The organism is Cellulosimicrobium sp. JZ28, from assembly GCF_015327065.1.
In the GTDB taxonomy this organism is placed as follows: domain Bacteria; phylum Actinomycetota; class Actinomycetes; order Actinomycetales; family Cellulomonadaceae; genus Cellulosimicrobium; species Cellulosimicrobium funkei.
Genome location: NZ_CP017660.1, coordinates 2,755,718 through 2,781,408 on the forward strand (window position 1 = coordinate 2,755,718; position 25,691 = coordinate 2,781,408).

The 25,691-nt window shown below is 74.8% G+C and carries 22 protein-coding genes; 6 read left to right on the forward strand and 16 right to left on the reverse strand.

The window, feature by feature from the left end:
• Positions 1–13 precede the first annotated feature (13 nt).
• The 10 genes from BJP59_RS12445 to BJP59_RS12485 form a co-directional block, all read right to left on the reverse strand.
• Entirely contained in the window at positions 14–1,207 is a 1,194-nt protein-coding gene (locus tag BJP59_RS12445) for an ABC transporter ATP-binding protein (RefSeq protein WP_228485031.1), read from the reverse strand.
• The gene (locus tag BJP59_RS19815) at positions 1,147–1,797 is read right to left on the reverse strand and encodes a hypothetical protein (protein WP_228485032.1); all 651 of its coding nucleotides are present in this window, start codon (positions 1,795–1,797) and stop codon (positions 1,147–1,149) included. The genes BJP59_RS12445 and BJP59_RS19815 overlap by 61 nt, the downstream gene beginning before the upstream one ends.
• The gene (locus BJP59_RS12450; protein WP_194521076.1) at positions 1,794–2,981 is read right to left on the reverse strand and encodes a glycosyltransferase; all 1,188 of its coding nucleotides are present in this window, start codon (positions 2,979–2,981) and stop codon (positions 1,794–1,796) included. The genes BJP59_RS19815 and BJP59_RS12450 overlap by 4 nt, the downstream gene beginning before the upstream one ends.
• Positions 2,982–3,080: 99 nt before the next feature.
• On the reverse strand, positions 3,081–4,130 hold the full coding sequence (locus BJP59_RS12455; protein WP_194521077.1) for a glycosyltransferase family 2 protein: 1,050 nt from the start codon (positions 4,128–4,130) through the stop codon (positions 3,081–3,083).
• Positions 4,131–4,226: 96 nt separating this feature from the next.
• Complete coding sequence (locus BJP59_RS12460; RefSeq protein WP_194521078.1) at positions 4,227–5,453, reverse strand: hypothetical protein; 1,227 nt, start codon at positions 5,451–5,453, stop codon at positions 4,227–4,229.
• Between the two features lie 69 nt (positions 5,454–5,522).
• Positions 5,523–6,785, reverse strand: a complete 1,263-nt coding sequence (locus tag BJP59_RS12465; protein WP_194521079.1) for a hypothetical protein — start codon at positions 6,783–6,785, stop codon at positions 5,523–5,525.
• 54 nt (positions 6,786–6,839) lie between these two features.
• A complete protein-coding gene (locus tag BJP59_RS12470; protein WP_228485034.1) occupies positions 6,840–8,054 on the reverse strand; it encodes a glycosyltransferase in 1,215 nt (404 codons plus the stop codon).
• Between the two features lie 98 nt (positions 8,055–8,152).
• A complete protein-coding gene (locus BJP59_RS12475) occupies positions 8,153–9,139 on the reverse strand; it encodes a Gfo/Idh/MocA family protein (protein ID WP_194521081.1) in 987 nt (328 codons plus the stop codon).
• On the reverse strand, positions 9,139–10,239 hold the full coding sequence (locus BJP59_RS12480) for a DegT/DnrJ/EryC1/StrS family aminotransferase (protein ID WP_194521082.1): 1,101 nt from the start codon (positions 10,237–10,239) through the stop codon (positions 9,139–9,141). Before BJP59_RS12480 ends, BJP59_RS12475 begins: the two co-directional genes overlap by 1 nt.
• The gene (locus BJP59_RS12485) at positions 10,236–10,832 is read right to left on the reverse strand and encodes an acyltransferase (RefSeq protein ID WP_021479751.1); all 597 of its coding nucleotides are present in this window, start codon (positions 10,830–10,832) and stop codon (positions 10,236–10,238) included. Before BJP59_RS12485 ends, BJP59_RS12480 begins: the two co-directional genes overlap by 4 nt.
• A 136-nt stretch (positions 10,833–10,968) precedes the next feature.
• Here BJP59_RS12485 and BJP59_RS12490 point away from each other — a divergent pair, with 136 nt between their 5' ends.
• The 4 genes from BJP59_RS12490 (at position 10,969) to BJP59_RS12505 (ending at position 14,940) form a co-directional block, all read left to right on the forward strand.
• Positions 10,969–11,691 carry a glycosyltransferase family 2 protein gene (locus BJP59_RS12490; protein ID WP_031315077.1) on the forward strand — a complete coding sequence of 241 codons (723 nt, stop codon included), beginning with the start codon at positions 10,969–10,971 and terminating at the stop codon, positions 11,689–11,691.
• 13 nt (positions 11,692–11,704) lie between these two features.
• Complete coding sequence (locus BJP59_RS12495; RefSeq protein WP_021479749.1) at positions 11,705–12,109, forward strand: DUF2304 domain-containing protein; 405 nt, start codon at positions 11,705–11,707, stop codon at positions 12,107–12,109.
• 115 nt (positions 12,110–12,224) lie between these two features.
• Entirely contained in the window at positions 12,225–13,511 is a 1,287-nt protein-coding gene (locus BJP59_RS12500; protein WP_228485035.1) for an LCP family protein, read from the forward strand.
• A 4-nt stretch (positions 13,512–13,515) separates the two neighbouring features.
• The gene (locus tag BJP59_RS12505; protein ID WP_194521083.1) at positions 13,516–14,940 is read left to right on the forward strand and encodes an LCP family protein; all 1,425 of its coding nucleotides are present in this window, start codon (positions 13,516–13,518) and stop codon (positions 14,938–14,940) included.
• 7 nt (positions 14,941–14,947) lie between these two features.
• On the opposite strand, the gene BJP59_RS12510 is transcribed toward BJP59_RS12505, so the two are convergent.
• The 4 genes from BJP59_RS12510 to BJP59_RS12525 all read right to left on the reverse strand — a co-directional run bounded on the left by BJP59_RS12510 (position 14,948) and on the right by BJP59_RS12525 (position 21,248).
• On the reverse strand, positions 14,948–17,158 hold the full coding sequence (locus BJP59_RS12510; protein WP_228485036.1) for an acyltransferase family protein: 2,211 nt from the start codon (positions 17,156–17,158) through the stop codon (positions 14,948–14,950).
• Between the two features lie 52 nt (positions 17,159–17,210).
• Positions 17,211–19,343: an acyltransferase family protein gene (locus BJP59_RS12515; protein ID WP_228485037.1), complete on the reverse strand. Its 2,133-nt coding sequence runs from the start codon at positions 19,341–19,343 to the stop codon at positions 17,211–17,213.
• Between the two features lie 127 nt (positions 19,344–19,470).
• Complete coding sequence (gene purE / locus BJP59_RS12520; protein WP_074807746.1) at positions 19,471–20,010, reverse strand: 5-(carboxyamino)imidazole ribonucleotide mutase; 540 nt, start codon at positions 20,008–20,010, stop codon at positions 19,471–19,473.
• Positions 20,007–21,248, reverse strand: coding sequence for a 5-(carboxyamino)imidazole ribonucleotide synthase (locus BJP59_RS12525; protein ID WP_194521085.1), 1,242 nt, complete (start codon positions 21,246–21,248; stop codon positions 20,007–20,009). Before BJP59_RS12525 ends, purE begins: the two co-directional genes overlap by 4 nt.
• A 113-nt stretch (positions 21,249–21,361) precedes the next feature.
• Between BJP59_RS12525 and BJP59_RS12530 the strand changes: the two genes are divergently transcribed.
• Positions 21,362–21,910 carry a GtrA family protein gene (locus BJP59_RS12530; protein WP_194521086.1) on the forward strand — a complete coding sequence of 183 codons (549 nt, stop codon included), beginning with the start codon at positions 21,362–21,364 and terminating at the stop codon, positions 21,908–21,910.
• A 21-nt stretch (positions 21,911–21,931) separates the two neighbouring features.
• Here the strand turns inward: BJP59_RS12530 and BJP59_RS12535 are convergent, their stop codons facing one another.
• Together BJP59_RS12535 and BJP59_RS12540 are read right to left on the reverse strand one after the other, a co-directional pair.
• Entirely contained in the window at positions 21,932–23,263 is a 1,332-nt protein-coding gene (locus BJP59_RS12535; protein WP_086150836.1) for an ATP-binding protein, read from the reverse strand.
• 43 nt (positions 23,264–23,306) lie between these two features.
• On the reverse strand, positions 23,307–23,990 hold the full coding sequence (locus BJP59_RS12540; RefSeq protein WP_031316534.1) for a response regulator transcription factor: 684 nt from the start codon (positions 23,988–23,990) through the stop codon (positions 23,307–23,309).
• 104 nt (positions 23,991–24,094) lie between these two features.
• Here BJP59_RS12540 and BJP59_RS12545 point away from each other — a divergent pair, with 104 nt between their 5' ends.
• Positions 24,095–25,651, forward strand: coding sequence for a sensor histidine kinase (locus BJP59_RS12545; RefSeq protein WP_194521087.1), 1,557 nt, complete (start codon positions 24,095–24,097; stop codon positions 25,649–25,651).
• Positions 25,652–25,691: the final 40 nt, after the last annotated feature.

Consider the following 25,691-nt stretch of genomic DNA (forward strand, 5'->3'; position numbering starts at 1 on the left):
CTGTCCGCCCGCGCTAGACGAGGCCGGCGAGGCTGGCCTGCAGGTGGAACGCGGGGTTGGCGGCCACGACGTCGTCGAACGTCCCGGAGGCCACGATCTCCCCCTCCTCCATGTAGAGGATCTGGTCGGCGTCCCGGATCGTCGAGAGACGGTGGGCGACGGAGATCACCGTGACGTCCCCCGCGAGCTCGTTGATGGCAGCAGCCACGTCCGCCTCCGTCTTCGTGTCGAGAGCGCTCGTCGCCTCGTCGAGCACGACCACGAGCGGGTCGGAGTAGAGCGCCCGCGCGATGCCCAGGCGCTGCCGCTGACCCCCCGAGAGCGCGAGCCCTCCCTCGCCGATCCGCTCGTCCATCCCGCGCGAGCGGGCCGTGACGGCGTCCCACAGCTGCGCGCGCCGCAGGGCCTTCTCGACCCGGTCGCGGTCGAAGTCCCCACCCCACGTCAGGGCGACGTTCTGGGCGATCGAGCCGTCGAACAGGGCGACCGCCTGGGGGACGTAGCCCACGTGCCGGCGCCAGTCCGAGGGCCGCTGGGCGTGGACGCCACCACCGAACGAGACGGTCCCTCCGCTCGGCTCGAGCAGGCCGAGCAGGATGTCGACCAGCGTCGACTTCCCGGCTCCCGACGCCCCCACGATCCCGACGGTCGAGCCGAACGGGATCGTCAGGTCCACCTCGCGGAGGGCGGGCTCGGAGGCCGTCGGGTAGGTGTAGGAGACGCGGCGCATCTCGATCGCCAGGGACCCGGGCAGGTCCGGGCCTGCGTCGTCGTCCCGGGGCTCCGCCGCCGTGACCCTCTCCCGCGACCGCTCGATGTCGCCGATGATCGTCCGGATGTACGGGTCCGCCGAGACCGAGCTCGTGATGATCGACTGGAACGACGTGATCGAGGGCACGAGCCGGAAGCCCGCGATCCCGAAGAGCGCGAGCGCGGAGACGGCCTCCGTCATGCCCCCCATGAGGTACCCCACACCACCGGTGAGCACGAAGCCCCCGATGACCGCCGCGTCGAGCACGAACCTCGGCACCGCACGGAGGAAGTAGAGGTTGGACCGCGCGCGCGAGGTCCGCATCCGCGTCCGGGCGACCGCCTGCGCCACCTCGTCCTCCTTCTCGCGGAGGGTGATCTCCTTGAGCGCCGCCATCATGCCCGTGAGGAGGCCGGCGACCTTGAGCGACGAGTCCCGCGCGACGCGCGCGGCCACCCGGGTGCGCTTCCCCAGCACGTAGTACTGGAGGACGCCGATCCCCCGAGGTAGGCCAGCGTGATCACGGCCGTGAGGGGCTGCTGGATGAAGATGATCACGACGACGCCCACCGCGGTGACGAGCAGGCCCGGGACCGTCGTCAGGGGCAGCAGCAGGCCACCCACCACGCTCGACACACCGCCGTCGGTGAGCTGGATCACGCGCGGGGTGCTGATGTTGATGCGCTCGGTCCAGGGCGAGTGGATGTAGGACCGGAAGAGATGGTCGCCCACCGAGAGCTCGAAGCCGGCGAAGTGCCGTGTCGCCTTCCACTGCAGGGCGACGCCCAACGCGGACTTCAGCAGGACCACGCCCGAGAGGACGAGGATGAGCGCCGGCACGGAGTCCGCGGGGATCGTGCCGAGGAAGGGGATGGAGAACTCCCCTCCCCCCACCGCAGCCGCGAGGACGCTCGAGAGCAGCATCAGCGCGATGACGTCGAGCACCGACAGGAAGGCCGAACCGATCGAGAAGACCACGAGGAACCGTTGCGCGCTGCGCGGCAGGTAAGGAGCGAGCGAGCGGTACTGGTCGAGAAGCCGCTTCATCGTGCCACCACCGCTTCGTAGAGCTCTGCCGCGCGAGCGAACTCGTGCTCCCAGGTCATGTCCGGCGCAGCACGCCGTGCCGCCTCGCGGTAGACGTCGCCGGACTCCAGCACGTCCTCGATCGCCCGGGCCAGGGCCTCGACGTCCCGTGCCGGTGCGACGACGCCGACCCCGAGCGAGGTGACCACCTCGGCGACGTCCTCCGCGTCGGACGCGACGACGGGCAGCCCTGCCTGGATCGACTGGAACAGCTTGTTGGGCAGGCTGTAGACCGAGTTGAGGCTCACGGGCTGGGGATAGACGACGGAGACGTCGGCGTCGACGATCGCGGTCGGCACCGCGTCGGACTCGACGGGCGGGACGAAGCGGACGCGGTCGGCGACCCCGTGCTCCCGCGCCACGGACGCGATGTGGTCGCGCGAGCGCTGGGGCGCGGGACCGATGAGGGCGAGGTAGACGTCGTCGGGCAACGACGCCAGCGCCCGGACCGTCTCGGCCACGCCGCGCGCGGGCCCGATCAGGCCGACGTGGACCAGGAGACGGGCTCCCTCCGGGATGTCCGCCGAGGCTCGCAGGAGCCCCTGGGCCCCGGGTGCGGGGAGCGACGCCGCCACGGGGACGTTCCGCACGAGCGTCGGCTCGACGTCGAGCGAGAAGCGGTCCACCATCCATCGCTGGATGCCCGGGGAGACGGTGATCGTCCCCGCCCACCGGGACGAGGCACGGTCGAGGATCCACCGGTAGTACGCGGCGATCCGGGGCGGCAGCGTCTGCGCCTCCCAGATCTCGTGCGCGTCGTAGACGAACGGGACCCGGGACACCAGTCGCACGAGCAGGGCGGCGAACAGCGTGTCGGCGTCGTGCGCGTGGACGACGTCGGGCTTCCACCGGCGGACGGCCACCGCGGCGCGCAGGGCGAAGGTCCACTGGCGCAGACCGAGCTGGAGCCAGCGACGTCGCGACTTCGGACCGGGCTTGACCCGGTCCGTCGTCCGTGCCCGCGGGCCGAGGCGGACGATCACGCCGCCGCTCGGCCGGCGCTCCTCGCCCGGGGGGAACCGGGTGACCCCTCCGCCCACGGCGAAGAGGCGCGCCTCGTGACCGTTCTCCGCGGCGGAGTCGAGGTACTTGAGGACCCGCGCGTCGCCATGGGTGTCGTTGTGGACGATGTATGCGATGCGCATGGGTCTCCAGGTCAGGGTTCGAGAACCGGGCGATTCTACCGAGCCCGCGTCAGGTCGATGACGGGGTCCGGCCTCCGACCGCGCCGTCCGGGCCCGGGCTCACCGCCGGCACAGCACCGACGCGGTCATGAAGCGCAGGGGCGCCTCGCGCGCCAGGAGCCGCGACGGGTCCCGGGTCAGGAGGGCGGCGGGGCTGCGGAACCGGCGGCGGGCGACGCTCCTCTCGAAGAGCACCGGCACGGGTGTCCGCGGGTCGAGGACGGCGTCGAGGACCCGGCGGTCGGCGATCGAGAGGACCCGCTCCGCGCCCGGCGCCAGGTCCAGGACCCGCCGTGTCACCGCACGGAGGTCGTCGCGTTCCTGCCGTGTCCAGAAGTCGGGGTCCGGCCGGTTGTGCACGGCGCCGAACACCTGGACGCGCAGGAACTTCACCGCGTACGACGCCTTCTCGCGCGGACCGAGCGCGGCGAACCGCGCGTCCTCGAGCAGGCTCGAGAGGTAGGTGAACTCCTCCGCCACGGGCTTGGGCCGGAAGGTCACCCGGTCGGTGGCGTCGGCCCCGATCACGTACGCCGGGCCCGTGCGGTCGTAGCTGATCCGCCGCCCCGAGAACCACAGCGAGAGCACGAACGCGATGTCGCCGCCGACGGGCGCGCCCTCGGTGAGCCGGAGCGTCGGGAAGGCGTCCCGGCGGAGGATGCCCAGTGGTGCGCTGCGGTAGGAGAGGCGGTCGCGCGTGCCCTCGAGACGCCGGGTCCGCCAGGGCCGCACCGGCGGCGTGGGGACGTAGGCGCCCGCCGCGTGCCGCAGGTGCGTCACCACGACGTCGGCGTCGTCGGTCCGCTGCCGGCGCACCCACGAGTCCACGGCGCCCGGTTCGAGCAGGTCGTCCGAACCCATGATCCCCACGAAGGGCGCGGTCGCCTCGTCCATGCCGCGGTTGAAGGGGCCCGACGGCGAGCGGACGCCGTCCCGGTGCTCGACGAGCCGCAGCCGCGGGTCGCCCGCGTGCGCCCCGAGCTTCTCGGCGATCGCGCCGGCGTCGACCTCGTGGCAGACGACCGTGACCCGCAGCGGCGTGCGCGTGTGGTCGAGCACCGACGCCACCGCGCGCTCGACGGGTCGCGCCGTGCTGTGGACGGCGATCACGAGATCGACGACAGGACCGGACGACGGTTCCACCACTGCTCCTCCTGCTCCATGGTCGGTGCGCGGTGCACCGGGCGACGGCTCACGGCTCACGGCTCATGCCCCGAGGAGGAACGGTCGCAACGCCGCCGCCGCGAGAGCGCCGTCGTGCACCGCGGCGACGAACTCCGGGCCGTCGGCAGCGAGGTCCCGGTAGCGCTCACGGTGCGCCACGACGTCGAGGAGGACGTCCCGCAGGGTGTCCGGGGTGGCCTCGACCACCGGGAGCTCCTTCCCCGTCGCCCGGCGCACGCGCTCCCGCACCTCCGGGGTGACGTGACCCACCACGACCCTCCCCGCCGCCATCGCCTCGCACGCGGCGACGCCGTAGCTCCCGATGCGGAACTGGTCGAGGACGACGTCCGCGCCCGCGTAGAGGTCGGGCATCCGCGCCGCGGGCACGCCCTCGACGACCTCGTAGTCCACGACGCCCTCGGCGGCGAGCCGCTCGACGACGGGCGCGACGAGGGCCGTCCCCTTCACGGCGGAGCTGCTCGGCACGTGCACGACGCGAGGACGTGCCCGCTCGAGCGCGGCGGCGTCGGTACGCCAACGAGCCGGGTCGACCACGACGGGGCACCACGTCGCCGTGGGGACGTCGTCGAGCAGGTCCGGGGTGGAGACGAAGACCGGCGCACCGAGCGCCTCCAGGCCGGCCAGGTTGCGGCGCGCGGTGTCCTCGAGGACCTCGAACCGGGGGTCGTCGTGGAACGGCGACCACCGACCGGCGGCCCGGTGCCGGCTCGGCAACCGGACGTCCGTGCCGTGGCACATCATCGCGACGTGCAGGCCCGCGTCGCGCAGCGACCGCGCCTCGGCGAACGCGTCCCCGGCGTGGAGCCGTCCGAGCAGCGGGCGCTCGGCCTCGAACAGGGCGTGCGTGAACCGTCGGAGGTACGCCTCGCGCTCCTGCTGCCAGCGGTGGCTCATGAGATAGGTGGCGATGGGCACGGCGTCGTCGGCCGGGAAGCGGAACCCGTGGTCCGCCTCGGCGGCCATGTTGACCGCGCCGACGCCGTCCAGGTGGCGCTCGACCGCTCGGCTCCAGAGATACCCCTGGCCGGCGTAGTTGGTGGGCCCGACGTACAGGCGCACGGGCGCGTCGGGGACGGGCGGCGGCGGCGGGACCGTCCGGCCGGCCGCCGCACCACCGATCCGCTGGACCGCACGACCGAGCGGGCCGCTGCCGGGAGCCACGATCCTGTCGATCATCACGTTGACCGGGCGCGGCAGCCGGGAGCGTCGCGCCACCAGCGCGCTGACCAGGCGGTTGACGACGCTCACGGACGGCTCCGTCCGTCGCGACCCGGGAGCGGACGCGCGACCGCGCGTGGGCCGTCAGGGGTGTCGTGGTCATCCATGGGGGCGGTACGCATGACGCTCCTGGTCGGGGGACGGACCGGCCGAGTCTACCGAGGCGAGCGGGCGGGACGGGCCGGACAGGAAGGGGTCGAGCGCCCGCACCGACGCCCGGCCGTCGTGCAGCGCGCGGACGAACCCGGGCCCGCGCGCCGCGACGGCACGAGCCCGCTCCCGGTCCCCGACGACGTCCAGCAGGACCTCCCGCAGGGTGTCGCCCGTGGCCTGGACCACCGGGAGGTCCTGACCGGCCGCGCGGCGCGCCGCCTCGCGCGAGTGCTCCGCCACGGAGGAGACCACGACCCTCCCCGCGGCCATCGCCTCGCACGCCGCGACGCCGTAGATCCCCAGCCGGAGCTGGTCGACGACGACGTCCGCGTCACGGTAGAGCGCGAGCATGCCCGCGCGGTCCAGCCCGGTCGCCTGCCGGTACTCGAGGAGCCCGTCCCGCTCGAGGTCGCGCAGGACCGGTTCCACGAGGTCGGTCCCCTTGAGCGCCGCACGGCTCGGCGCGTGCACGACGACGGGGACCTCACGCGTGAGGGGGACCGAGCTCACGGCCCACCGGTCGACGTCGACCACGACGGGGAGCCACGTCGCCCACGGGACGTCGAGGAGCAGGTCCGGGGTGGACACGAACGCGGGCACCCCCTCACCGCGGAGCTCCTCGAGCAGGGCGCGGTTGCGCTCGGCCCGGGCCTGCAGCAGGGGGACGTCGGCATACGACTCGAGGAGGAAGGGAGACCACGGCTCGCGCCGGGCGTGGGCGCTCGGGAGCCGGACGTCGCTCCCGTGGCAGAGCGTCGCGACGGCAAGGCCCGCGGCCCGGAGGCGGCGCACCTCCGCCGCGACGTCCGACCCGAGCGCGGGGAACAGGGGAAGCTGCGCCTCGACCACGACGTGGCTGAACCGCAGCGCCGCCCGGCGCTGGGCGCTCTGCCATGCGCGGGACCCCCGCAGCGCCGCCGGGGCGTCGACGTCCGCGGGGAACCGCAGCGCCCGGCGGTAGACGAGGTTCTGCGCGCCGACGCCGTCCCGGAGCCGCTCGGCGGCGCGCGCCCAGGCCCAGCCCTGGCCCGCGGAGTTGGCCGGCCCCACGAGGAGGCGCACCGGCGTCTCCGGTACCCGCAGGCGCGGGACCCGGACGTCACCCGGCGTCCCCGTCCAGGTCCGCAGCCGGAGGAAGAGCGCGGGCGGGAGCCACGAGGCGACCCACCACGCTCCTCGCCGCCACCACGACGCACGGCGCGCGGTCACGGGGCCACCCCTCGTGGCCGGGCGCCGAAGGCCCGCGGCGCGCCGGCCCGCGCGTCAGCTCGCGGCACGTGCGCTCCGGGACCCTCGTGCCCGGCGCCCGGCGCGGGCTGCGGCGAGGACCCGTCGTGCCGCGACCGCCGAGGTCGAGCGGCCCGAGAGGTTCTTCTCGCTCCACGTCGCGACGCGGACCCGCTCCGCGGCAGGCACAGGGGCGGTGAACATCTCCGTGAGGGCGCGCCCGACCTCCTCGGCGGTGTACCCGACCACGCGCCCTCCGCGCGCCTCGTCGATGATGCGCCCGACCGGGCCGGGACCGGCCTGCAGGACCGGTGTCCCGACGGCCATGGCCGCGAGGGCCTTGGTGGGGATCGCGAACTCGTACCCCGAGCCGGGCTTGATGCTCGAGAGCGCGACTTCGGCGCTCCGGAGCCAGCGCGCGGCGAGGTCCGCGGGCTGCTGGGGCAGGAACGTCACGCTCGCGCCGCCGTCGGGCAGCGCGGCGGCGAGCTCGGCGAGGCGCGCGTGCATGCTGCCCCGGCCGAGGAACACGAGGCGCGCGCCGGGGACGTCCCGCAGGACGCGCGACCAGGCCTCGAGGAACACCTCCGCGCCGTGCCACTCGGACGCGTTGCCCGCGTACACGGCGCACGGCCCCGTCGTCTCCGCCCCGAGCGGCGCGACGTCCGCGTGGAAGACCCGCGTGTCGACCCCGTGCCGCACCACGGCCGTCCTCGCCGCGCCGAGCTCCGTCGCCCTCTTCTCCACCGAGTCGGTGACGGTGAGGACCGTCGACGCGCCTCGGAGCGCGAACTTCTCGAGCGCACGCACGGCCGCCACCACGACCTGCGGCGCACCCGTGGATCCCGCCGCGTCGGACACGATGTCCGCGGCGTAGTAGACGTACGGCACCCGCCGCAGGGCGCACACGACGCGGACCACCGCTCCCGTCGTCGGTGGCGGCTCTGCCACGACGACGTCGGGGCGCCGCCGGCCGAGCAGCCGGAGGAACAGCGGCACGTCGAAGCTCAGGTAGGGCAGGTAGCCACGCACGTACCCGCTCGCGTCCCGCAGCACGGGGCGCCGCCGCACCCGCACCCCCGGGCGGTCGGGTTCGGTGCCCATCGTGTCGGGCACCGACGCCGTGACGACCGTGACCTCGGCGCCCTCGTCGGCGAGCGCGGCCGCCAGGGCGGCGAGGCGGAAGGACGCCGCGGCGGGCTCGGGCAGGTAGATCCGCGTCGCGATCGTGACTCGGGTCGGTCGTTCCACGGGGCGACCGTACCCTCCCGCGCCACGATCCACGGCCTCCGCAGGACGCGACGCCCGGCGGAGGCCCGGCGCGCCTCCGCGGCGGCCGGGCGCCGAGGTCACAGGGTGACGGCCCGCCCGGACGCCGCGGACTCCAGGACGGCTTCCGCCACCTCGAGGGTGCGCAGCCCTTCCCGCATCGTCACCACGTCCTGCCGCTCGCCCAGGACGGCGTCGCGGAAGGCCTCGTGCTCGACGCGGAGCGGCTCCCGCTTGGCGAACGCGTAGCGCGTGACGTCGCCCTCGGAGACGCCCCGGAACGCCGAGACGGCCTCCCACTCCGTGGGGATGACGCCGTTCGCGTAGAACGTGAGGTCGGCGGTGCCGGTGTCCGCGACGAACGCTCCGCGCTCCCCCGTCACGATCGTCACCCGCTCCTTCATGGGCGACAGCCAGTTGACGACGTGGTTGGTCACGACGCCGTTCTCCAGCCGGCCCGTGGCGGTGACCATGTCCTCGTGCGGGCGTCCGCTGCGGTGGGTCGTCTGCGCCGCGACCGAGCGGTACGGGCTCTGCGCGACCCAGGCGGTCAGGTCGATGTCGTGGGTGCCGAGGTCCTTGACGACGCCGACGTCGGCGATGCGCGCGGGGAAGGGTCCCTGGCGCCGCGTCGCGATCTGGAAGACCTCGCCGAGCTCGCCGGCCTCCGTACGACGTCGCAGCTCCTGGAGCGCGGGGTTGAAGCGCTCGATGTGCCCGACGGCGCCGACCAGCCCGGCGTCCTCGAACGCCGCGGCGACCTTGCGCCCGGCGTCGCTCGTCGCGGCGATGGGCTTCTCGACGAGGGTGTGGACACCGGCGGCGGCGAGGGCGAGCGCCACGTCCTCGTGGAAGACGGTCGGGACCGCGACCACGGCCATCTGGATCCCGGCGGCGATCAGCGCCTCGACGTCGGGCAGGACGTCGAGGTCACCCGACACGCCGTAGGGGTCGCCGCCCGGGTCGGCGACGGCCACGAGGTCGACGCCGTCGATCTCGCGGAGCACCCGGGCGTGGTGCCGTCCCATGGCGCCGAGCCCGATGAGGCCTGCACGGAGGTCGGCCATCACGCACCTGCCTTCACGACGGTGTTGACCGCGGTGACGATACGGTCGAGGTCGGCCTGGGTGAGCGACGGGTGCACGGGCAGGGAGATGACCTGCTGCGCCGCGATCTCGGTCTCCGGCAGGTCGAGGCCCGGCGCGAAGTGCCGCAGGCTCTCGAGCCGGTGGTTGGGGATCGGGTAGTAGACGCCCGAGCCCACGCCGTGCTCCTCCCGGAGCGCGGTCACCACGCCGTCGCGGTCGTCGGCGACCCGGATCGTGTACTGGTGGTAGACGTGCACCGCGCCGTCGGCGACGGGCGGCGTGACGACACCCTCGAGGTTCGCGCTGAGGAACGCGGCGTTGCGCCGGCGGTCCGCGGTCCAGCCCTGGACCTTGGTGAGCTGGACCCGGCCGATCGCGGCGTGGACGTCGGTCATGCGGGCGTTGAAGCCGACGACCTCGTTCGCGTACTGACGCTCCATGCCCTGGTTGCGCAGCAGCCGGACGTTGCGGGCGACGTCGTCGGTCGCGCAGGACACCATGCCGCCCTCGCCCGACGTCATGTTCTTCGTCGGGTAGAGGCTGAACATCGCGAACGTGCCGAACGAGCCGACCGGACGACCGTCGAGCGTCGCGCCGTGCGCCTGGGCGGCGTCCTCGAAGAGGAGGAGACCGTGCTCCTCGGCGACCGCTCCCAGCGCCGTCATGTCCGCCGGGTGCCCGTAGAGGTGCACCGGCATGATCGCCCGGGTGCGCTCCGTGACCGCCGCGCGCACCGCGTCGGGAGACAGGCAGAAGTGGTCGGGCTCGATGTCCGCGAACACGGGCGTCGCGCCCGTGAGCGCGACCGAGTTCGCGGTCGCGGCGAACGTGAACGACGGGACGATCACCTCGTCGCCGGGCCCGATGCCGGCCGCCAGGAGGCCCAGGTGCAGCCCAGACGTCCCGGAGCTCACCGCGACGCACGTGCGCCCGCCGACGAGGACGTCGGCGAACTCCTGCTCGAACGCAGCGACCTCGGGGCCCTGAGCGATCATCCCGCTGCGCAGGACGCGGTCCACTGCCGCGCGCTCGTCGTCCCCGACGATCGGCTTCGCCGCGGGGATCAGTGTCTGGCTCATTCGGCCGCAACCTCTCTGATGGACTCGTCGTGCTCTTCGTAGCGGGCGCCCGTCACCGGGCACACCCAGTGGTCGCCCTCCGGCCGCAGGGGCTGTCCGGCACGACCCACCCAGCCGACCCGCCGCGCGGGCACCCCGACGACGATCGCGTGGTCGGGGACGTCCTTGGTGACCACCGCCCCGGCGGCGACGGTGGCCCACGCCCCGACCGTCACGGGAGCGACGCAGACCGCCCGCGCGCCGATCGCGGCGCCCTCGCCGATCGTCACGCCGACCGCGTGCCAGTCGTCGGCGCTCTTCAGCGAGCCGTCGGGGTTGACCGCGCGCGGGTAGGTGTCGTTGGTGAGCACCGCCGCGGGACCGATGAAGACGCCGTCCGCGAGGGACGCCGGCTCGTACACGAGCGCGTAGTTCTGGACCTTGCAGTGGCGCCCCATGCGGACCCCGGTCCCGATGTAGGCGCCGCGACCCACCACGCACGCCTCCCCCATCGTGACGCCCTCGCGCACCTGCGCGAGATGCCAGATCTGGCTGCCGTCCCCGATCGACGCGTCGTCGGCGACGTCGGCGCTGGGGGCGATGCGGACTCCCATCCGGGCTCCTTCGGTCTCGGGGCGACGGCCGGCTGCCGGGTCGGTGGACGCCGCGTCGGCAAGGTTACCCGGCGACCGGACCCCCAACGAGCGCCGAAGGTCCCGACTCCTCCCGGCGGCTGCAACAATGGGCGCCATGCACGAATCGGACGCGGCGACGCGTGGTCGCCCGCGCGCCGGAGCGGTCCGATCCTTCGAGGACGCCTGCCTCGTGGTCCCGCTCTACAACGAGGGCGCGGTGGTGGCGGACGTCGTGAAGGACGTGATCGACGTCTTCCCGCACGTCGTCTGCGTCGACGACGGGAGCTCGGACGACTCGGCCCGGCGGGCCGCGGACGCGGGTGCGACCGTGCTGCGGCACGCCGTCAACCTCGGCCAGGGCGCCGCCCTCCAGACCGGCATCGAGTTCGCCCGGTCGCTGCCCGGGGTGCGGTACCTCGTGACGTTCGACGCCGACGGCCAGCACCAGGTCGAGGACGCCGCGGCGATGGTGGAGCTCGCGCGGAGCGAGGACGTCGCCATCGTCTTCGGCTCCCGGTTCCTCGACTCCCGCACCCGCCCGGGGCTGCTCAAGCGCGCCGTGCTCCGGACCGCGGTCTGGTTCACCAACCGGAGCACCGGCCTGCGCCTGACGGACGCCCACAACGGGCTGCGCGTGATCCGCGTCGACGCGGCACGGGCCCTGGAGCTCCGCCAGGACCGCATGGCGCACGCGAGCGAGATCGTCCTCCAGCTCGGCCGGACCGGGCTGCCCTGGCGCGAGCACCCGGTGCACGTCCTCTACACGGACTACTCCCGCGCGAAGGGCCAGTCGTTGTGGAACTCCGTGAACATCCTGGTCGACCTCGTGTTCAAGTAGTCGGGAGCGGCACATGCTCATCCAGATCGTCCTCGTCGTGGCCATCGCCGTGGTCACGGTCCTGCTCACGCGCTCCACGGTCGACTCCCGGCACCAGGCCATCCGGCGCCTGCTCCTGGTGGGCTTCGTGGTCGTCGCCGGGCTCTCCGTCCTGTTCCCGGAGTGGCTCACCTACCTGGCCAACCTGCTCGACGTCGGCCGCGGGACCGACCTGCTCCTGTACGCGCTCGTCATCGCGTTCGTCAGCTACATCGCGACGAGCCACCGCCGCGCGAACGAGCTCGCCCGCAAGATCACGCTCCTCACGCGCGAGCTGAGCCTGGCGGAGGCGAGGCTCAGTCGGGTCGACGCGTCGGTCGACGAGCTGGAGCAGCGTGAGGAGCACGAGGACCGTCCGGACGGTCCCGCCCGGCCCTGACGCGCCGGACCGCCCGCCCTCCGGTCCGGCGCCGGGCGTCCCTGCACAACTCCTCCACCGCCCGGGCCCCGCAACCCCGCGGCGGCGTTGCAGGTGCGGCCTATGCTCGACTCCCGTGACGTCCCGTACCCGTGCCCAGGACCGCGCCGAGGCGGCAGCCTCGTCGGCGCGCGGGCCCGCGCACGCCCGGACGCAGCGCTCGCACCGTGTGGCGCGCACGGTCGGTCTCGTCGCCACCGCGGCGCTCGCGTTCGGAGCGGTCGGCGGGGCGTCGGCGCTGTCGAACATCCAGGGCAACATCACGTCGTCGGGCGCGCTCGACCTGCTCGACGACCGCCCCGCGCAGACCACCCCGGACCCGAGCGACCCGAACGCCGGGAAGCCGCTCAACATCCTCGTGATGGGGTCGGACGCGCGCGGCGGGGAGAACGGCCACGAGGTCGAGGGCGTCGAGGGCATGCGCTCGGACACGACGATCCTCGTGCACGTGTCCGCCGACCGCTCGCGCGTGGAGATGATCTCGATCCCGCGCGACTCGCGCGTCGACGTGCCGGCGTGCACCACGACGAACGGGAAGACGACCGCACCGGCGAACACGCGCTTCAACGCCGCATTCGCCAACGGGGCGACGGTCGGCGGGGACGTCGACTCCGCGGCGGCGTGCACGGTGCGGACCGTCGAGAGCCTCACCGACGTCTTCGTCGACGGCTTCGTCGTCGTCGACTTCGCGGGCTTCCAGAACATGGTGACGGCCATCGGAGGCGTGCCGCTGTGCATCCCCGAGGCGATCGACTCCCCCAAGGCGGACCTGCAGCTCGCCGCGGGGTGGCAGACGCTCGACGGCGCTCAGGCACTCGGCTTCGCGCGCGCCCGGTACGGGGTGGGCGACGGGTCGGACCTCAGCCGCATCGGCCGGCAGCAGCAGCTCCTCGCCGCGACGGTGAACCAGGTGCTGTCGAAGAACGTGCTCTCGGACCTCGGCCAGATCTACGGCTTCGTCGACGCGGGCACCAGGTCGCTGACGATGAGCGACAACCTCTCGTCGATCCCGAGCCTCGCCGGGCTCGCCTTCAGCCTCCGGGGCACGTCGAGTGGCAACATCACCTTCATGACCGTTCCCCACGCGCCGGACCCGCGGGCTCCCGACGCGAAGGTCGTCTGGACGCCGGAGGCCGACGAGCTGTGGACGAAGGTGCGCGCGGACGAGCCGGTCGTCGCACCCGCACCCGCACCCGCGGCCGACCTGCCGGCCGACGACGCCGCGACCGACGCGCCACCGGCCGGCGAGGGCGACGACGCCCCGGCGCCGGGCACCGCCGCGGACGAGCCCGCGCCGGTGCAGACGAAGGAAGCCGGCAAGGAGGCGTTCTCCGCCGCCGACGAGACCGCGCAGTGCGGGTGATCCCATGACCGACTCCCGCGACCCACGCTCGCTGCCCCCGAGCTTCACGCCCCAGGGAGGCCGCTCGCCCCGGCCCACCTCGGCCGACGACGCGATCGCCGTCGGGAACAGCGGTCGCCCCCGCCCGCCGGCCCGACCCGTGCCCGACGACGCCGTCCGGGCCGAGCCGCGCATCCGGCGTCAGTCCTCGCGGGAGATCCCCGTGACCCCGGCGCGCAAGGGCACCCCGCCCCCGGCGCCGCCCGCAGGGCGCACGCGCCCCCGGAACGAGCCCGCGGCCCCGGCGCTGCCCCCGTCCGTCGCCCCGACGCGGTCGCCCGAGCGCTCGGCTCCCGCCCGCGTCTCGTCGTCCCCGCACGCGAGCGCGCGCGCCGCGACCGCGAGCCCGGGACGGCCCACGGCGGCCCCCCGCCCGCGCACGGGCGGTCCGGGCGGCGGACGCCCGCCGTCGACCCCGGGGGCCTCCCGTCCGGGCGGCGGCTTCCGCGTCCGCAAGGGCCGCATCGTCGGGCTCGTCGCCGGTGTGGTCATCGTCGCGCTCCTCGCCTGGCCCGTCGGCCTCCTCATCTGGGCCAACGGCAAGATCCAGCACGTGGATGCGCTCTCCGGCGCTCCCGGCACCGCGGGCAACACCTACCTGCTCGCCGGGTCCGACGCGCGGGGGGACGGCATCAGCGAGGACGGCACCGAGGGCGCCCGCACCGACACGATCATGGTCCTCCACGCGCCGCCGAGCGGGCCGGTCGCGCTCATCAGCCTGCCGCGCGACACGTACGCGGAGATCCCGGGCAACGGGTCGAGCAAGCTCAACTCGGCGTACTCCTGGGGCGGTCCGGCGCTGCTCGTGCAGACCGTCGAGCAGCTCACCGGCCTCACGGTCGACCACTACGTCGAGGTCGGGTTCGGCGGTGTCGAGGGGATCGTGGACGCCGTCGGCGGCGTCGAGCTGTGCCTCGACTACGACGTGGACGACCCGAAGAGCGAGCTCGTCTGGACGGCGGGCTGCCACGTGGCCGACGGGCACACCGCGCTCGCCTTCTCGCGCATGCGGTACTCGGACCCGCAGGGCGACATCGGACGGGCCGAGCGTCAGCGCCAGGTCATCGGCGCGATCAGCTCGCAGGCCGCGGACCCCGGCATCCTCTTCCGCCCGGGCGACCAGGTCTCGCTGCTCGACTCCGGGCTCGGGGCCCTCACCGTCGACGAGAAGACCGGCATCGTGGACCTCGGCAAGCTCGCGCTCGCCTTCCGCAAGGCCAACGGGCCCGACGGCATCACCGGCACCCCGCCGATCTCGAACCCGGACTTCCGCCCCGGCGGCAACCTGGGGTCGACCGTGCAGCTCGACCCCGAGACGGTCGGCCAGTTCTGGGTCGACATCCGGGACGGCAACCTCGCGCCCGGTCAGGTGGGCGGTCTGCCGCAGTGAGGCCCCCTCACCACCAGCCGAGGACCGGTTCCAGGCGGTCGCGCAGCACCGGGGCCAACGACTCGACGTAGGTCGCCGTGAGGTGGTGCCCGTCCCGGTAGACGAGCCGCCCTCCCTGGACGAACGCGCAGACGTCGTCCGCGCAGATGACGTCGTTGACGTCCACGAAGCGGACGAGCTCGGGCGTCTCGGCGTCGAGCGCGACCAGAGGGTTCTCGTCGTCCAGCACGGTGGCGCGCTCGACCGCGCACTCGGGGGCGGCCCCGTGGACCGCGACGCAGTCCACCGGCGACCCGGGCAGCCACGGGTTGTCGCGGATCGCCACCGTGACGACCCCGGAGTCCGCGAGCCGGAGCCACGCCGCGAGGTACGCCGCCGGGACGGTCTCGCGCCGGGGGTCGTCCTCGGGCGCCGGACGCGTCGCCGTGGTGAAGACGACGTCCGGCGTATCGCGCTCGAGGCGGTCCAGCGCCCGCTCCGACCATGCCGGGCACGTCGCGTCCTCGCCCACGACGTGCTCCACCTCGTCGGTGCCCTCGATCAGGGAGCACCCCCAGCGGATCATCGTGTCGACGCGGAAGCCCTCCTCCTCGCCGATCGCCGCGAGCGCGTCGATCCACTGCTCGGCGTGCGACCCGCCGACGACCGCGATGACCCGCGCGGCGTCCAGGTCTCCGTACGAGCAGACCCGCAGGGTGTCGTCCCCGGGACCCGTGCCGCACCCGTCGTCGACGGCGCGGACCTTGTCGTCAGGGGCGGAGACCACGTCGGGGATCGGATCGAGAGCGGCATCCACGGCGAAGACCAGGGGGTCCACGACGGAGAGCGCCCCGGGATACGTCTCCAGGTCGACCCCGGCGACGCGCGACTCGCTCCGCACGCCGTCGACGTGGCGCAGCCAGGCAGTGGGCACCGCGGCGACGGCGAGCACGAGCGCCGCCGTCGCCACGGCGGGTACCGCGCGCGGGACCCCGCGCGTCCGCGCCGGTGCTGCGGCCCGCCGCCCCGACCGGACGGGGTCCTCCACCAGGTGCTTGGTCGCGACGGCGAGCGCTGCCGACGTCAGCAGCACCGCCGTCCCGGCCAGCCACCCCACGGGACGGTCGCGCACCACGACGGCGAACACGAGCACCGGCCAGTGCCAGAGGTAGAACGCGTACGCGTAGCCACCGGCACGGGCGACGGCGGGTCTCCCGAGGAGACGTGACACCGACCCCGCAGGCGCCGCGTGGCCGCCGGAGGTGCCTGCGACGACGACGAGCGCGGCGCCGGCGAGCGGGACGAGCGTGGCGGGGCCCGGGAAGAGCGCCCCGCCGTCGACGAGGACCCCGCTCGCGACGACGAGGACCAGGCCGGCCCAGCCCGCGACGACGGCCCACCGGCCGGGCAGGCGGACCCGCGCCACGACGACCGCGAGCACCATGCCCGCGAGGTACTCCCACGCACGGGCGAACGTGTCGTAGTACGTGAACGCCTGGTCGGTGCGCACACCGAGCGCCGCGTGGACGAACGACGCGACGGCGAGGACGACCACGGTCGCGTGCACGACGACGAGCCGCCGCTCGACGCCGGCACGGCCCGCCAGCCACCAGACGATCAGGAGCAGGACGGGCAGCCCGACGAAGAGCTGGCCCTGGACCGAGAGCGACCACACGTGCTGGAGCGGGCTCTGGGTGGCGTCCGCGGCGCCGTAGGCCTGCTCGGCAGCGGCGAGCCGCCAGTTCTCCACGTACAGCAGGGACGCGAGCGTCTCGCCGGAGACGCCCGTCCAGCGGGTCCGCGGCAGCAGGGTCGCGCTCGCGACGAGGACCGCGGCCAGCACGACGGCGAGCGCGGGCAGGAGCCGGCGCGCGAGCCGCGGGACGTACGTGCGCAGCCGCACCGGCGTGCCGCGGGCGAACGAGCGGAGCAGTCCCCCGCCGACGAAGAACCCGGAGAGCATGAGGAAGACGTCGACCCCGCCCGAGACCCGGTGGACCCAGACGTGGTAGATCGCGACGAGCACCACGGCGAGCGCACGCAACCCGTCGAGGTCGTGCCGGTACGCGGCTGGTGCGCCCCTCGACGCGCTCGTGGGGCCAGGCCGCACGTGCCGGGCAGGCAGGGCCGGACGTCTGGCGGGCGGCCTCGCACCGGACGGGCGTGCCGAGAACCGCGGTGCCGTGCCGTGGGCCGTCGGGAGGGGCTCGCTGTGCTGGTTCACCGTCGTCCTCGGCATCGTCGTGGTCGTCGTCCCTGCTGCAGCCCCACCCCGCGCCGGCGCCCGGCGCTCACGACGCGCCCCCTCGCAAGGGCGCGGCGTCCGCTCCGAACGACGGCAGCTGGTCCTCGAGGAAGGGCGCGAGCGAGCGTGCGTAGTCGGCCGTGAGGTGGTTGTCGTCCAGGAAGACGTGCACGTTGCCCACCACGGGGACGCACCACCCGTCCGGGCAGACGGCGTCGGTCAGGTCCATGAGCACCGAGCCGTCCCCCAGGCGCAGGTCCTGCGCGGGGTTGCGGGGCGCCGCGACGGCCGCGAGCTCGCGGCGGCACGCGTCCGCGTCGGGGCCGAGCTGCTCCGCGCAGGCGAACATGTCGGTCGAGAACCGCGGGGTGTCCCGCACCGCGACCGTCGCGATCCCGGCGCGGGCGAGCTCGTCGACCGCCTCCTGGAGCCCGGTCACCACCGACTCCCCCGGACCGTCGACCTCTGCCACCGTGGCGACGGTGAACACCGCGGCGGGCGCCACGTCGAGGACGTGGGCGAGCACCTTCTCGTTCCAGCCGGCGCACGGGTGGTCGCCCAGACCGAAGGAGCACCCGCCGCGCAGGACGGAGACGAGCGACCACCCCTCGCGCTCCGCGACGGGGATCAACGCTCCCATGAGCTGCTCGCTGTGCGAGTCGCCGACGACGACGATCGTCACCGCGTCCGGGCCGTCGTGGACCGTCTGGCCGCAGCTCTTCGCCAGCTCCCGGTCCGCGGGCGCGAGGCTGCCCGAGCACGGTTCGGCGAGCGACACCCACTGCGCGTCCAACGCCGTCGCCGCGGGGACCGCGGCCGCGGCCGGGTCGCCCTCCGGCCGGTAGCCCGGCAGCAGGACGTGCGCCCCCGGGTTGTCCGCCGCCGCGCCCACGAGCGCGTCGCGAGCCCTGCTGCGCTCGGCCTGCTGCCACGTCGCGAGCGGCACGACGACGACCGCCGCGGCGGCGAGCACGGTGACCGCCCCCCGCCACGGGACGGCGCGGGACCAGGCGAGGTCGCGGACGGGGCGCTCGACGAGGGCCGTGAGGACGCGGGCCAGGACGAGCGAGACCACGACGATCGCAGCGCCCTCGTACCAGGTGGGGGCGTGCCGCCCGGTGACGACGCGCCACGTGATGAGCACGGGCCAGTGGACCAGGTACAGCGCGTAGGCGTCCCGGCCGAGGGAGCGCAGCACGGGGTGCGCGAGGACGCGCCCGACCGCTCCGGGGTGGTCGGGCGCGGTGCCGGCCACGACCACGCCGGCCGCGGCGAGCGTGGGCCAGAGCGCGAAGTAGCCCGGGAACCCGCCCTGGACGTCCAGCACGAGCCCGCACGTGACGACCAGGGCGAGCCCTGCCCAGCCGACCAGCACCGCGAGCCGGGCAGGCAGGCGCACGAAGGGCAGCAGGACCGCGAGCAGCGAGCCGAGCGCGAACTCCCACAACCGGGCTCGCGTGTCGAAGTAGGCGAGCTCCTGGTTCGCCGCCGTCTCGACCACCGAGAAGGCGAGCGACGCCACGAGCACCGTGCCGAAGACGATCAGCAGGACCGCCGTCACCGGAACCCGCAGGCGCCGGACGACCACACCGGAGAGGAGCAGCAGGAGCGGCCACAGGACGAAGACCTGGCCCTGGACGGAGAGCGACCAGTAGTGCTGCAGCGGGCTCGCCACCGCGCCGTCCCGCGCGTAGTAGTCGACCGCCTCGCGCGCCAGCTCCCAGTTCTGGACGTAGCCGAGCGACGCCCAGGTCTGGGTCCAGACCGTCGGCCAGGCCGACGGCGGGTAGACCAGGTACGTCACGCCGAGCACGCCGAGGAGGACGACCGCCGAGACCGGCACCAGCCGCTTGAACGTCCGCGCCCAGTAGGCCCCGACCGCGACCGGTCGGCCGGCGCTCAGGCGCCGCGCGAACGAGCCGGTGAGGAAGAAGGCCGAGAGCATGAGGAAGACGTCGACGCCGCCCGACACCCGGCCGAGCCACACGTGGTAGACGACGACGAGAAGGATCGCGACGGCACGCAGCCCGTCGAGGTCGTGCCGGTAGCCGTCCCGGGCCGGGGCGCTTCGCGGGCGGGCGTGCCGCGGGACCAGGCCCGTCGGCGGGGCGACGGTCTCCGGGGTCGCGTGGGACGACGCCGTCGGCGTCGTCCCGTAGGACAGGTGCGGTACTGCCACGTGCGCGTTCTCCGGAGGGGTGTCGGACCGACCCGTTCCGGCCGTCTCAGGCCTCGCCCCCGCGTCGCGGGAGGCTCCCGCAGGCTAACCCGGCACCCGCCCGGCGCAGAAACCCGTGGCGTGTCGGTCAGGCTCCGAAGCCGGTGCGCTGCCCGCCGGCGCGCGACGCGCGCAGCCGGGCGCCCTTCGCGCGCGCCTGGTCTCCCAGGTCCGCCTGGAAGGCGACCATGCGCTCGCGCAGCCGCGCGGCGTCGTCGTCGGTGCCCGCGGCGAGGATGCGCGCGGCGAGCAGGCCCGCGTTGCGCGCGCCGCCGACTGAGACCGTCGCGACGGGGACGCCCGCGGGCATCTGGACGATCGACAGCAGCGAGTCCATGCCGTCGAGGTGGCGCAGCGGCACGGGGACGCCGATGACGGGCAGGGGCGTGACGGCGGCGAGCATGCCCGGCAGGTGGGCCGCTCCCCCGGCGCCCGCGACGATCACGCGCAAGCCGCGCTCCGCGGCGGTGCGGCCGTAGTCGATCATCTCGACGGGCATGCGGTGGGCGGAGACGACGTCGACCTCGACGGGCACGTCGAACTCGGCCAGCGCGTCGGCGGCGGCCTCCATGACGGGCCAGTCGGAGTCCGACCCCATGACGATGCCGACGACAGGGTTCTGGCTCATGCGCGCTCCTCGTTCGGGTCAGTCGCGGGGCGCTCGCCCCGCAGGGTCGCGGCGGCGGCCAGCGCCCGACGTCGGACCTCGTCCAGGTCGTCGCCGCTCACGTTGACGTGGCCGAGCTTGCGCCCGGGGCGGACGCCCTTGCCGTAGAGGTTCACCCGGGCGTCGGGGAACGCGGCGAGGACGTCGGGCAGCGCGTCGGTGAGCTCGTCGAGGGTCGAGCCGAGGACGTTCGCCATCACGGTCCAGCGCGCGGTCGACGCGGTGTCGCCGAGCGGAAGGTCGAGCACGGCGCGCAGGTGCTGCTCGAACTGGCTCGTCACGGCGCCGTCGATCGTCCAGTGGCCGGAGTTGTGGGGGCGCATCGCGAGCTCGTTGACCAGCACGCGCGGGCCCTCCTCCCCCGCGACCTCGAACATCTCGACCGCGAGCACCCCCGTGACGCCGAGCCCCTCCGCGATCCGCACGGCGGCGTCGCGTGCGCGCTCCGCCTCGGCGTCGGTGAGGCCGGGCGCGGGCGCGATCACCTCGGCGCACACGCCGTCGCGCTGGATCGACTCCACGACGGGCCAGGTACGCACCTCGCCCCGCCCGTCCGCGCCGCCGCCCGGGCGCCGGGCGACGAGCACGGCGAGCTCGCGCGTGAACGGCACCTTCTCCTCGACGAGGAGCTCGGGGCCGTCCGTCGCGGCGGCCTCGATCCACTCCGCCACCTGCTCGGGGCCGCCTTCCGCGGCCGAGACCACGCGGACGCCCTTGCCGTCGTACCCGCCGCGCGCCGTCTTCACCACGGCCTCGCCCCCGACCTCGGCGAGGAAGTCGGTGAGCGCGGCCCGGGCCGCGGCCGGGTCCGTGGGGAGCGCGGCCCAGCGCGGGCACGGCACGCCGAGCTCGGTGAGCCGGCGGCGCATGACGATCTTGTCCTGGGCGTGGACGAGCGCGTCCGGGCCCGGACGCACGGGCGTGCCGTGCTCGAGCAGGTCGGTGAGCAGCGCGTTCGGGACGTGCTCGTGCTCGAACGTCAGGACGTCCGCCGGGGCGGCGCCCGCGGGGGCGATGAGGGAGCGGACCGCCGCCTCGTCGGACGCGACGCCGACGGGCGCGTCCACGACGACCTGGGCCGCGGACGAGTCCGCGGCCTCCACGAGCACGCGCAGGTGCACGCCGAGCTCTCCGGCCGCGGGGGCCATCATGCGTGCGAGCTGTCCTCCGCCGACCACGGCGATCACTGGGGCTGCCACGTGCACCCACCCTAGTGCCTGGCCGCGGGGCGGCCCTCCCCCGACCGCCCGTCGGACGGACGGCGGACGGCACCCGGGCGGGGCCCAGGACCGGCCGGTAGCCTCGAGGGGTGGTGAGCGACCTGGACCGGCGAGCGGAGACGTCCGCGACGTCCGGGTCGCGCCGCGAGCGCGTGCTGGCGCGGGTCCGCGAGCTCGCGAAGTTCGGGTCGGTCGGCGCGCTCGCGTACGTCGTCGACCTCGGCCTGTTCAACCTGCTCAGCTTCGGCCCGGGCGAGCTGCTCGGGCACAAGCCGCTCACCGCGAAGATCGTCTCCGTCGCCGTCGCGACGCTCGTGGCGTGGGTCGGCAACCGGTACTGGACGTTCTCGGACCGGCGCACGCAGTCGCGCGGGCGGGAGCTCGCCGCGTTCGTCGTCGTCAACGTGGGCGGCATGCTCATCGCGGTGGGGTGCCTCGCGATCTCGACGTACGCGCTCGGGCTGACGTCGCCGCTCGCCAAGAACATCTCGGCGAACGTCGTGGGGCTCGCCCTGGGCACGGCGTTCCGCTACGTGGCGTACCGCCACCTCGTCTTCACGGGAGACCGCCCGGACGCCGCGACCCCGGCGAAGACCGCGGACGGCGCGACGCGCCCCCCTGCGGACGTGCGGGCCGACTGAGCCGCGCGCGTCCCGGACGTGTCAGCCGCGTCGGCGCCGACGCCGGCCGCCGGCCGCGACCGCCGTCCCGGTCGGCAGCACGACGCGCGGGTCGAGGCGTCGCGGCACCCCCGCGAGGAAGAGCGCGAAGACCGCGGGCCGACGCTGCGCGAGCTCCAGGCGACCGCCGTCGGACGCGGCGAGGTCCCGGGCGAGCGCGAGGCCGAGACCGGTCCCCGCGCCCGAGGTGACCTCGCGCTCGAAGATGCGCGGCGCGAGGTCGTCGGGGACGCCCGCGCCCTCGTCGGACACCTCGGTGACGATGGCGCCGCTCGTGCCGGACGGGCGCGCGCGGACGGTCGTCGTGCCGCCGCCGTGCTTGAGGGAGTTCTCGATGAGCGTGGCCAGGACCTGCGCGAGCGCACCGGGCGTCGCGAGCACCTGGTACTCGGGGGGCACGTCGACGACGAGGCGGCGCCCCGCCTTCGCGAACGTCGGCACCCACTCCTCCTCCTGCTGGTGCACGACGTCGAGCAGGCTGACCGCCTCCGTCGTCCCGCCCTGCGCGCGCCGGGACGACGCGAGGAGGTCGTCGACGACGCCGACGAGGCGCTCGACCTGCTCGAGGGAGATGCGCGCCTCCTCCTGGACCGCCGGATCGTCGGAGGCGAGCGAGATCTCCTCGAGCCGCATGCTCAGGGCCGTGAGGGGCGTGCGGAGCTGGTGCGACGCGTCGGCCGCGAACTGGCGCTCCGCGGCGAGCCGGCCCGCGAGCCGGTCGGAGCTGCGCGCGAGCTCGGCGGCGACGAGATCGATCTCCTCGACGCCCGAGGGTTCGAGCCGTGGGCGCACCTGCCCCGAGCCGAGCTGCTCCGCCGACGCCGCGAGGTACACGAGCGGCGCGGCGATGCGGTTCGCCTGCCACACCGCCATCCCGATGCCCGCGGCGAACGCGACGATCGCCGCGGCCACGACGAGCAGCACGACCTGCGCGGCCTGGAGATAGGCGTCCCAGTAGGAGACGGTGAGGGTCACCAGCGCGCCGGAGTCGGAGTGCAGGGGCTGCTCGATCTCGCGGCCGGTGACCTCGTCGCCCGCCGTGAGCACCGTGCCGTCGGGCAGCGCGACGTAGACGTGCGCCGGCGGGTCGCTCGCGCGCGGCTGGACCGCGTCCTCGATGACGTAGTCGGGGATCTCGTCGCCCGCCGCGAGGCGCGCGTCGATGGACCGGGAGAGGCGCTCCACGCGGGAGGAGACGTCGTCGACCTCGCCCTGGAGCACGAACCGGGCGCCGTAGAAGGCGAGGGGGAACCCGAGGAGGATCACGGCGACGGCCACGGCCGCCACCGTCGCCTGCAGCATCCGACGCCGCACGCTGCTCCTCGCTCCCCGTGTCCCTCGTCCCGTCAGGGGACGGTCAGCTCTCGCCGGTCTCGAAGCGGAAGCCGAGGCCCCGGACGGTCGAGATGTAGCGCGGCGCGTTGGCGTCGTCACCGAGCTTGCGGCGCAGCCACGACACGTGCATGTCGAGCGTCTTGGTCGAGCCGACGGGCTCCGAGCCCCACACGTCGCGCATCAGGGCGTCGCGGACGACGACCGAGCCCGCGCTCGCGACGAGCACGCGCAGCAGCTCGAACTCCTTGGTGGTCAGGTGGAGCTCGCGCTCGCCCTGGAACGCCCGGTGCGCGGAGACGTCGATGCGGACGTCCTGCGCCGCGAGCTCCTCCTCGTCGACCTGCTCGCCGTGCGAGCGCCGCAGGAGCGCCCGGACCCGGGCGAGGAGCTCCGCGAGGCGGAACGGCTTGGTGACGTAGTCGTCGGCGCCCGCGTCGAGCCCCACGACGAGGTCGACCTCGTCGGCGCGCGCGGTGAGCACGAGCACGGGCGTGGTCAGGCCCTTGTGACGGATCTCGCGTGCGACGTCGAGGCCGTCCATGTCCGGAAGGCCCAGATCGAGCACCACGATGTCCGCACCGCTGGCCGAGTCGATCGCCCCTTGACCAGTTCCTTGGACGACGACGTTGTAACCCTCACGTGTCAGTGCGCGCGCCAAAGGTTCGGCAATCGCCGGGTCGTCCTCCGCTAGCAGTACGTGGGTCATTCGCTCATGCTAGGGCATCAGTACGACTTCGGTCCCATCGTGCCCGGTGAACTCTGCGACCCTGGTCGGACGCCGCGCGACCGCCCGCTGCCTAGGCTGGACGCATGGGTTGGTACGAGCGCCTCGGGCAGTGGTCCGACGAGCACCGCTTCGGTGTGGACCTCACCGTCACGCTCGTCCTCGCGGTGGTGTTCGTGCCCGCGTCGGCGGCGTTCTCCGCGTCCGGCGCGAGCGGCGTCAGCACGAGCGGCGGCTGGGCTGCGTTCTGGGCCGTGCTGCTCCTCGCGCCGCTCCCCTGGCGACGCTCGCACCCGCTCGCGTCGGCGGTCACGGTGTACTCGGTCGCGCTCGTGCACCTGCTCGCGGGCTACCTCCTCATCTTCCCCGCCGACTTCGCCGTGCTCGTCGCGCTCTACTCGGTCACGGTCTACGGGCCGCGCTGGGCGCACCGCACCGCGATCGTCGCCTCGCTCGTCGGCGCGGTGGTCCTGGGCGTCGCGCTCGGGCTGCTGTCGGGCCGGCTCACCGACCTCGCGCTCATGGTGTTCCTCACGTCCGCGTTCGGCGGGATGACGTTCCTCGCCGTCTGGGCGTTCGGCCTCGTGCGGCGGTCCCGGCGCGAGACGATCGCCGCGCTCGTCGACCGCGCCGAGCGCCTCGAGGTCGAGCGCGACCAGCAGGCCCAGATCGCGACCGCCGCCGAGCGGGCGCGCATCGCCCGCGAGATGCACGACATCGTGGCCCACTCGCTGTCCGTCATCATCGCCCAGGCCGACGGCGGCCGGTACGCCGCCGCCAACGACCCCGACGCCGCGGCCCGCGCGCTCGCGACCGTCTCGGAGACGGGCCGCACCGCCCTGGCCGACATGCGCCGTCTGCTCGGCGTGCTGCGGTCCGAGCCGCCGCGCCCGCCCGCGCCGGGGGCCGCCGTCGGGCCCGCGGGCACCCTGGCGCTGCCCGCGGGGCGCGGCGGCGTCCCCGGCCCGGGCTCGCCGTCCGGACCCGGTGCGGCCACGCAGCAGCTCCCGGGGAACCCCCCGCCGGCCGCCCTCGAGCGCGCGCCGCAGCCTGACGCCGCCGACCTCGAGAGCCTCGTCGCCCAGGTGCGCGACAGCGGGATGCGCGTGTCGTTCGTGCGCGTGGGCGAGGCGCGCACCCTGCCGCCCGGGGCCGGGCTCACGGTCTACCGCGTCTGCCAGGAGGCGCTCACCAACGTCCTCAAGCACGCGGGACCGGACCCGGAGGTCACGGTCGTCGTGCGGTGGGGCGCCACGACCCTCGACCTCGAGATCGAGGACGACGGCCGGGGCGCCTCCAGCGCGGCGGAGGCCCGGCAGGACGCCCGCTCCGGCGGCTACGGGGTGCTCGGCATGCGCGAGCGGGCCGCGCTCTTCGGCGGGTCCGTCCAGGTGGGGCCGCGCGCGGGCGGCGGGTTCCGCGTGCACCTGCGCCTGCCCGTGCCGCCGGTCCCCGGTCGCTCGCCCGCGCCGCCCGGCCCCGCGCCGTCGGGACCTGTGCCGCCGGGCCCCGCGCCGTCTGGCCCCGTGCCGTCGGGGCCCGCGCTGCCGGGCAGGTCGGGACCGTCGGGCAGGATGGGACCGGGCAGGACGGCCACGGGACCGGCGCCGGGCCTGTTCGCCCCGCCCCCGCCGCCCCCCTGACCCGCGCGCGAGCCCTCCGACCGGACCGACCGACAGGACA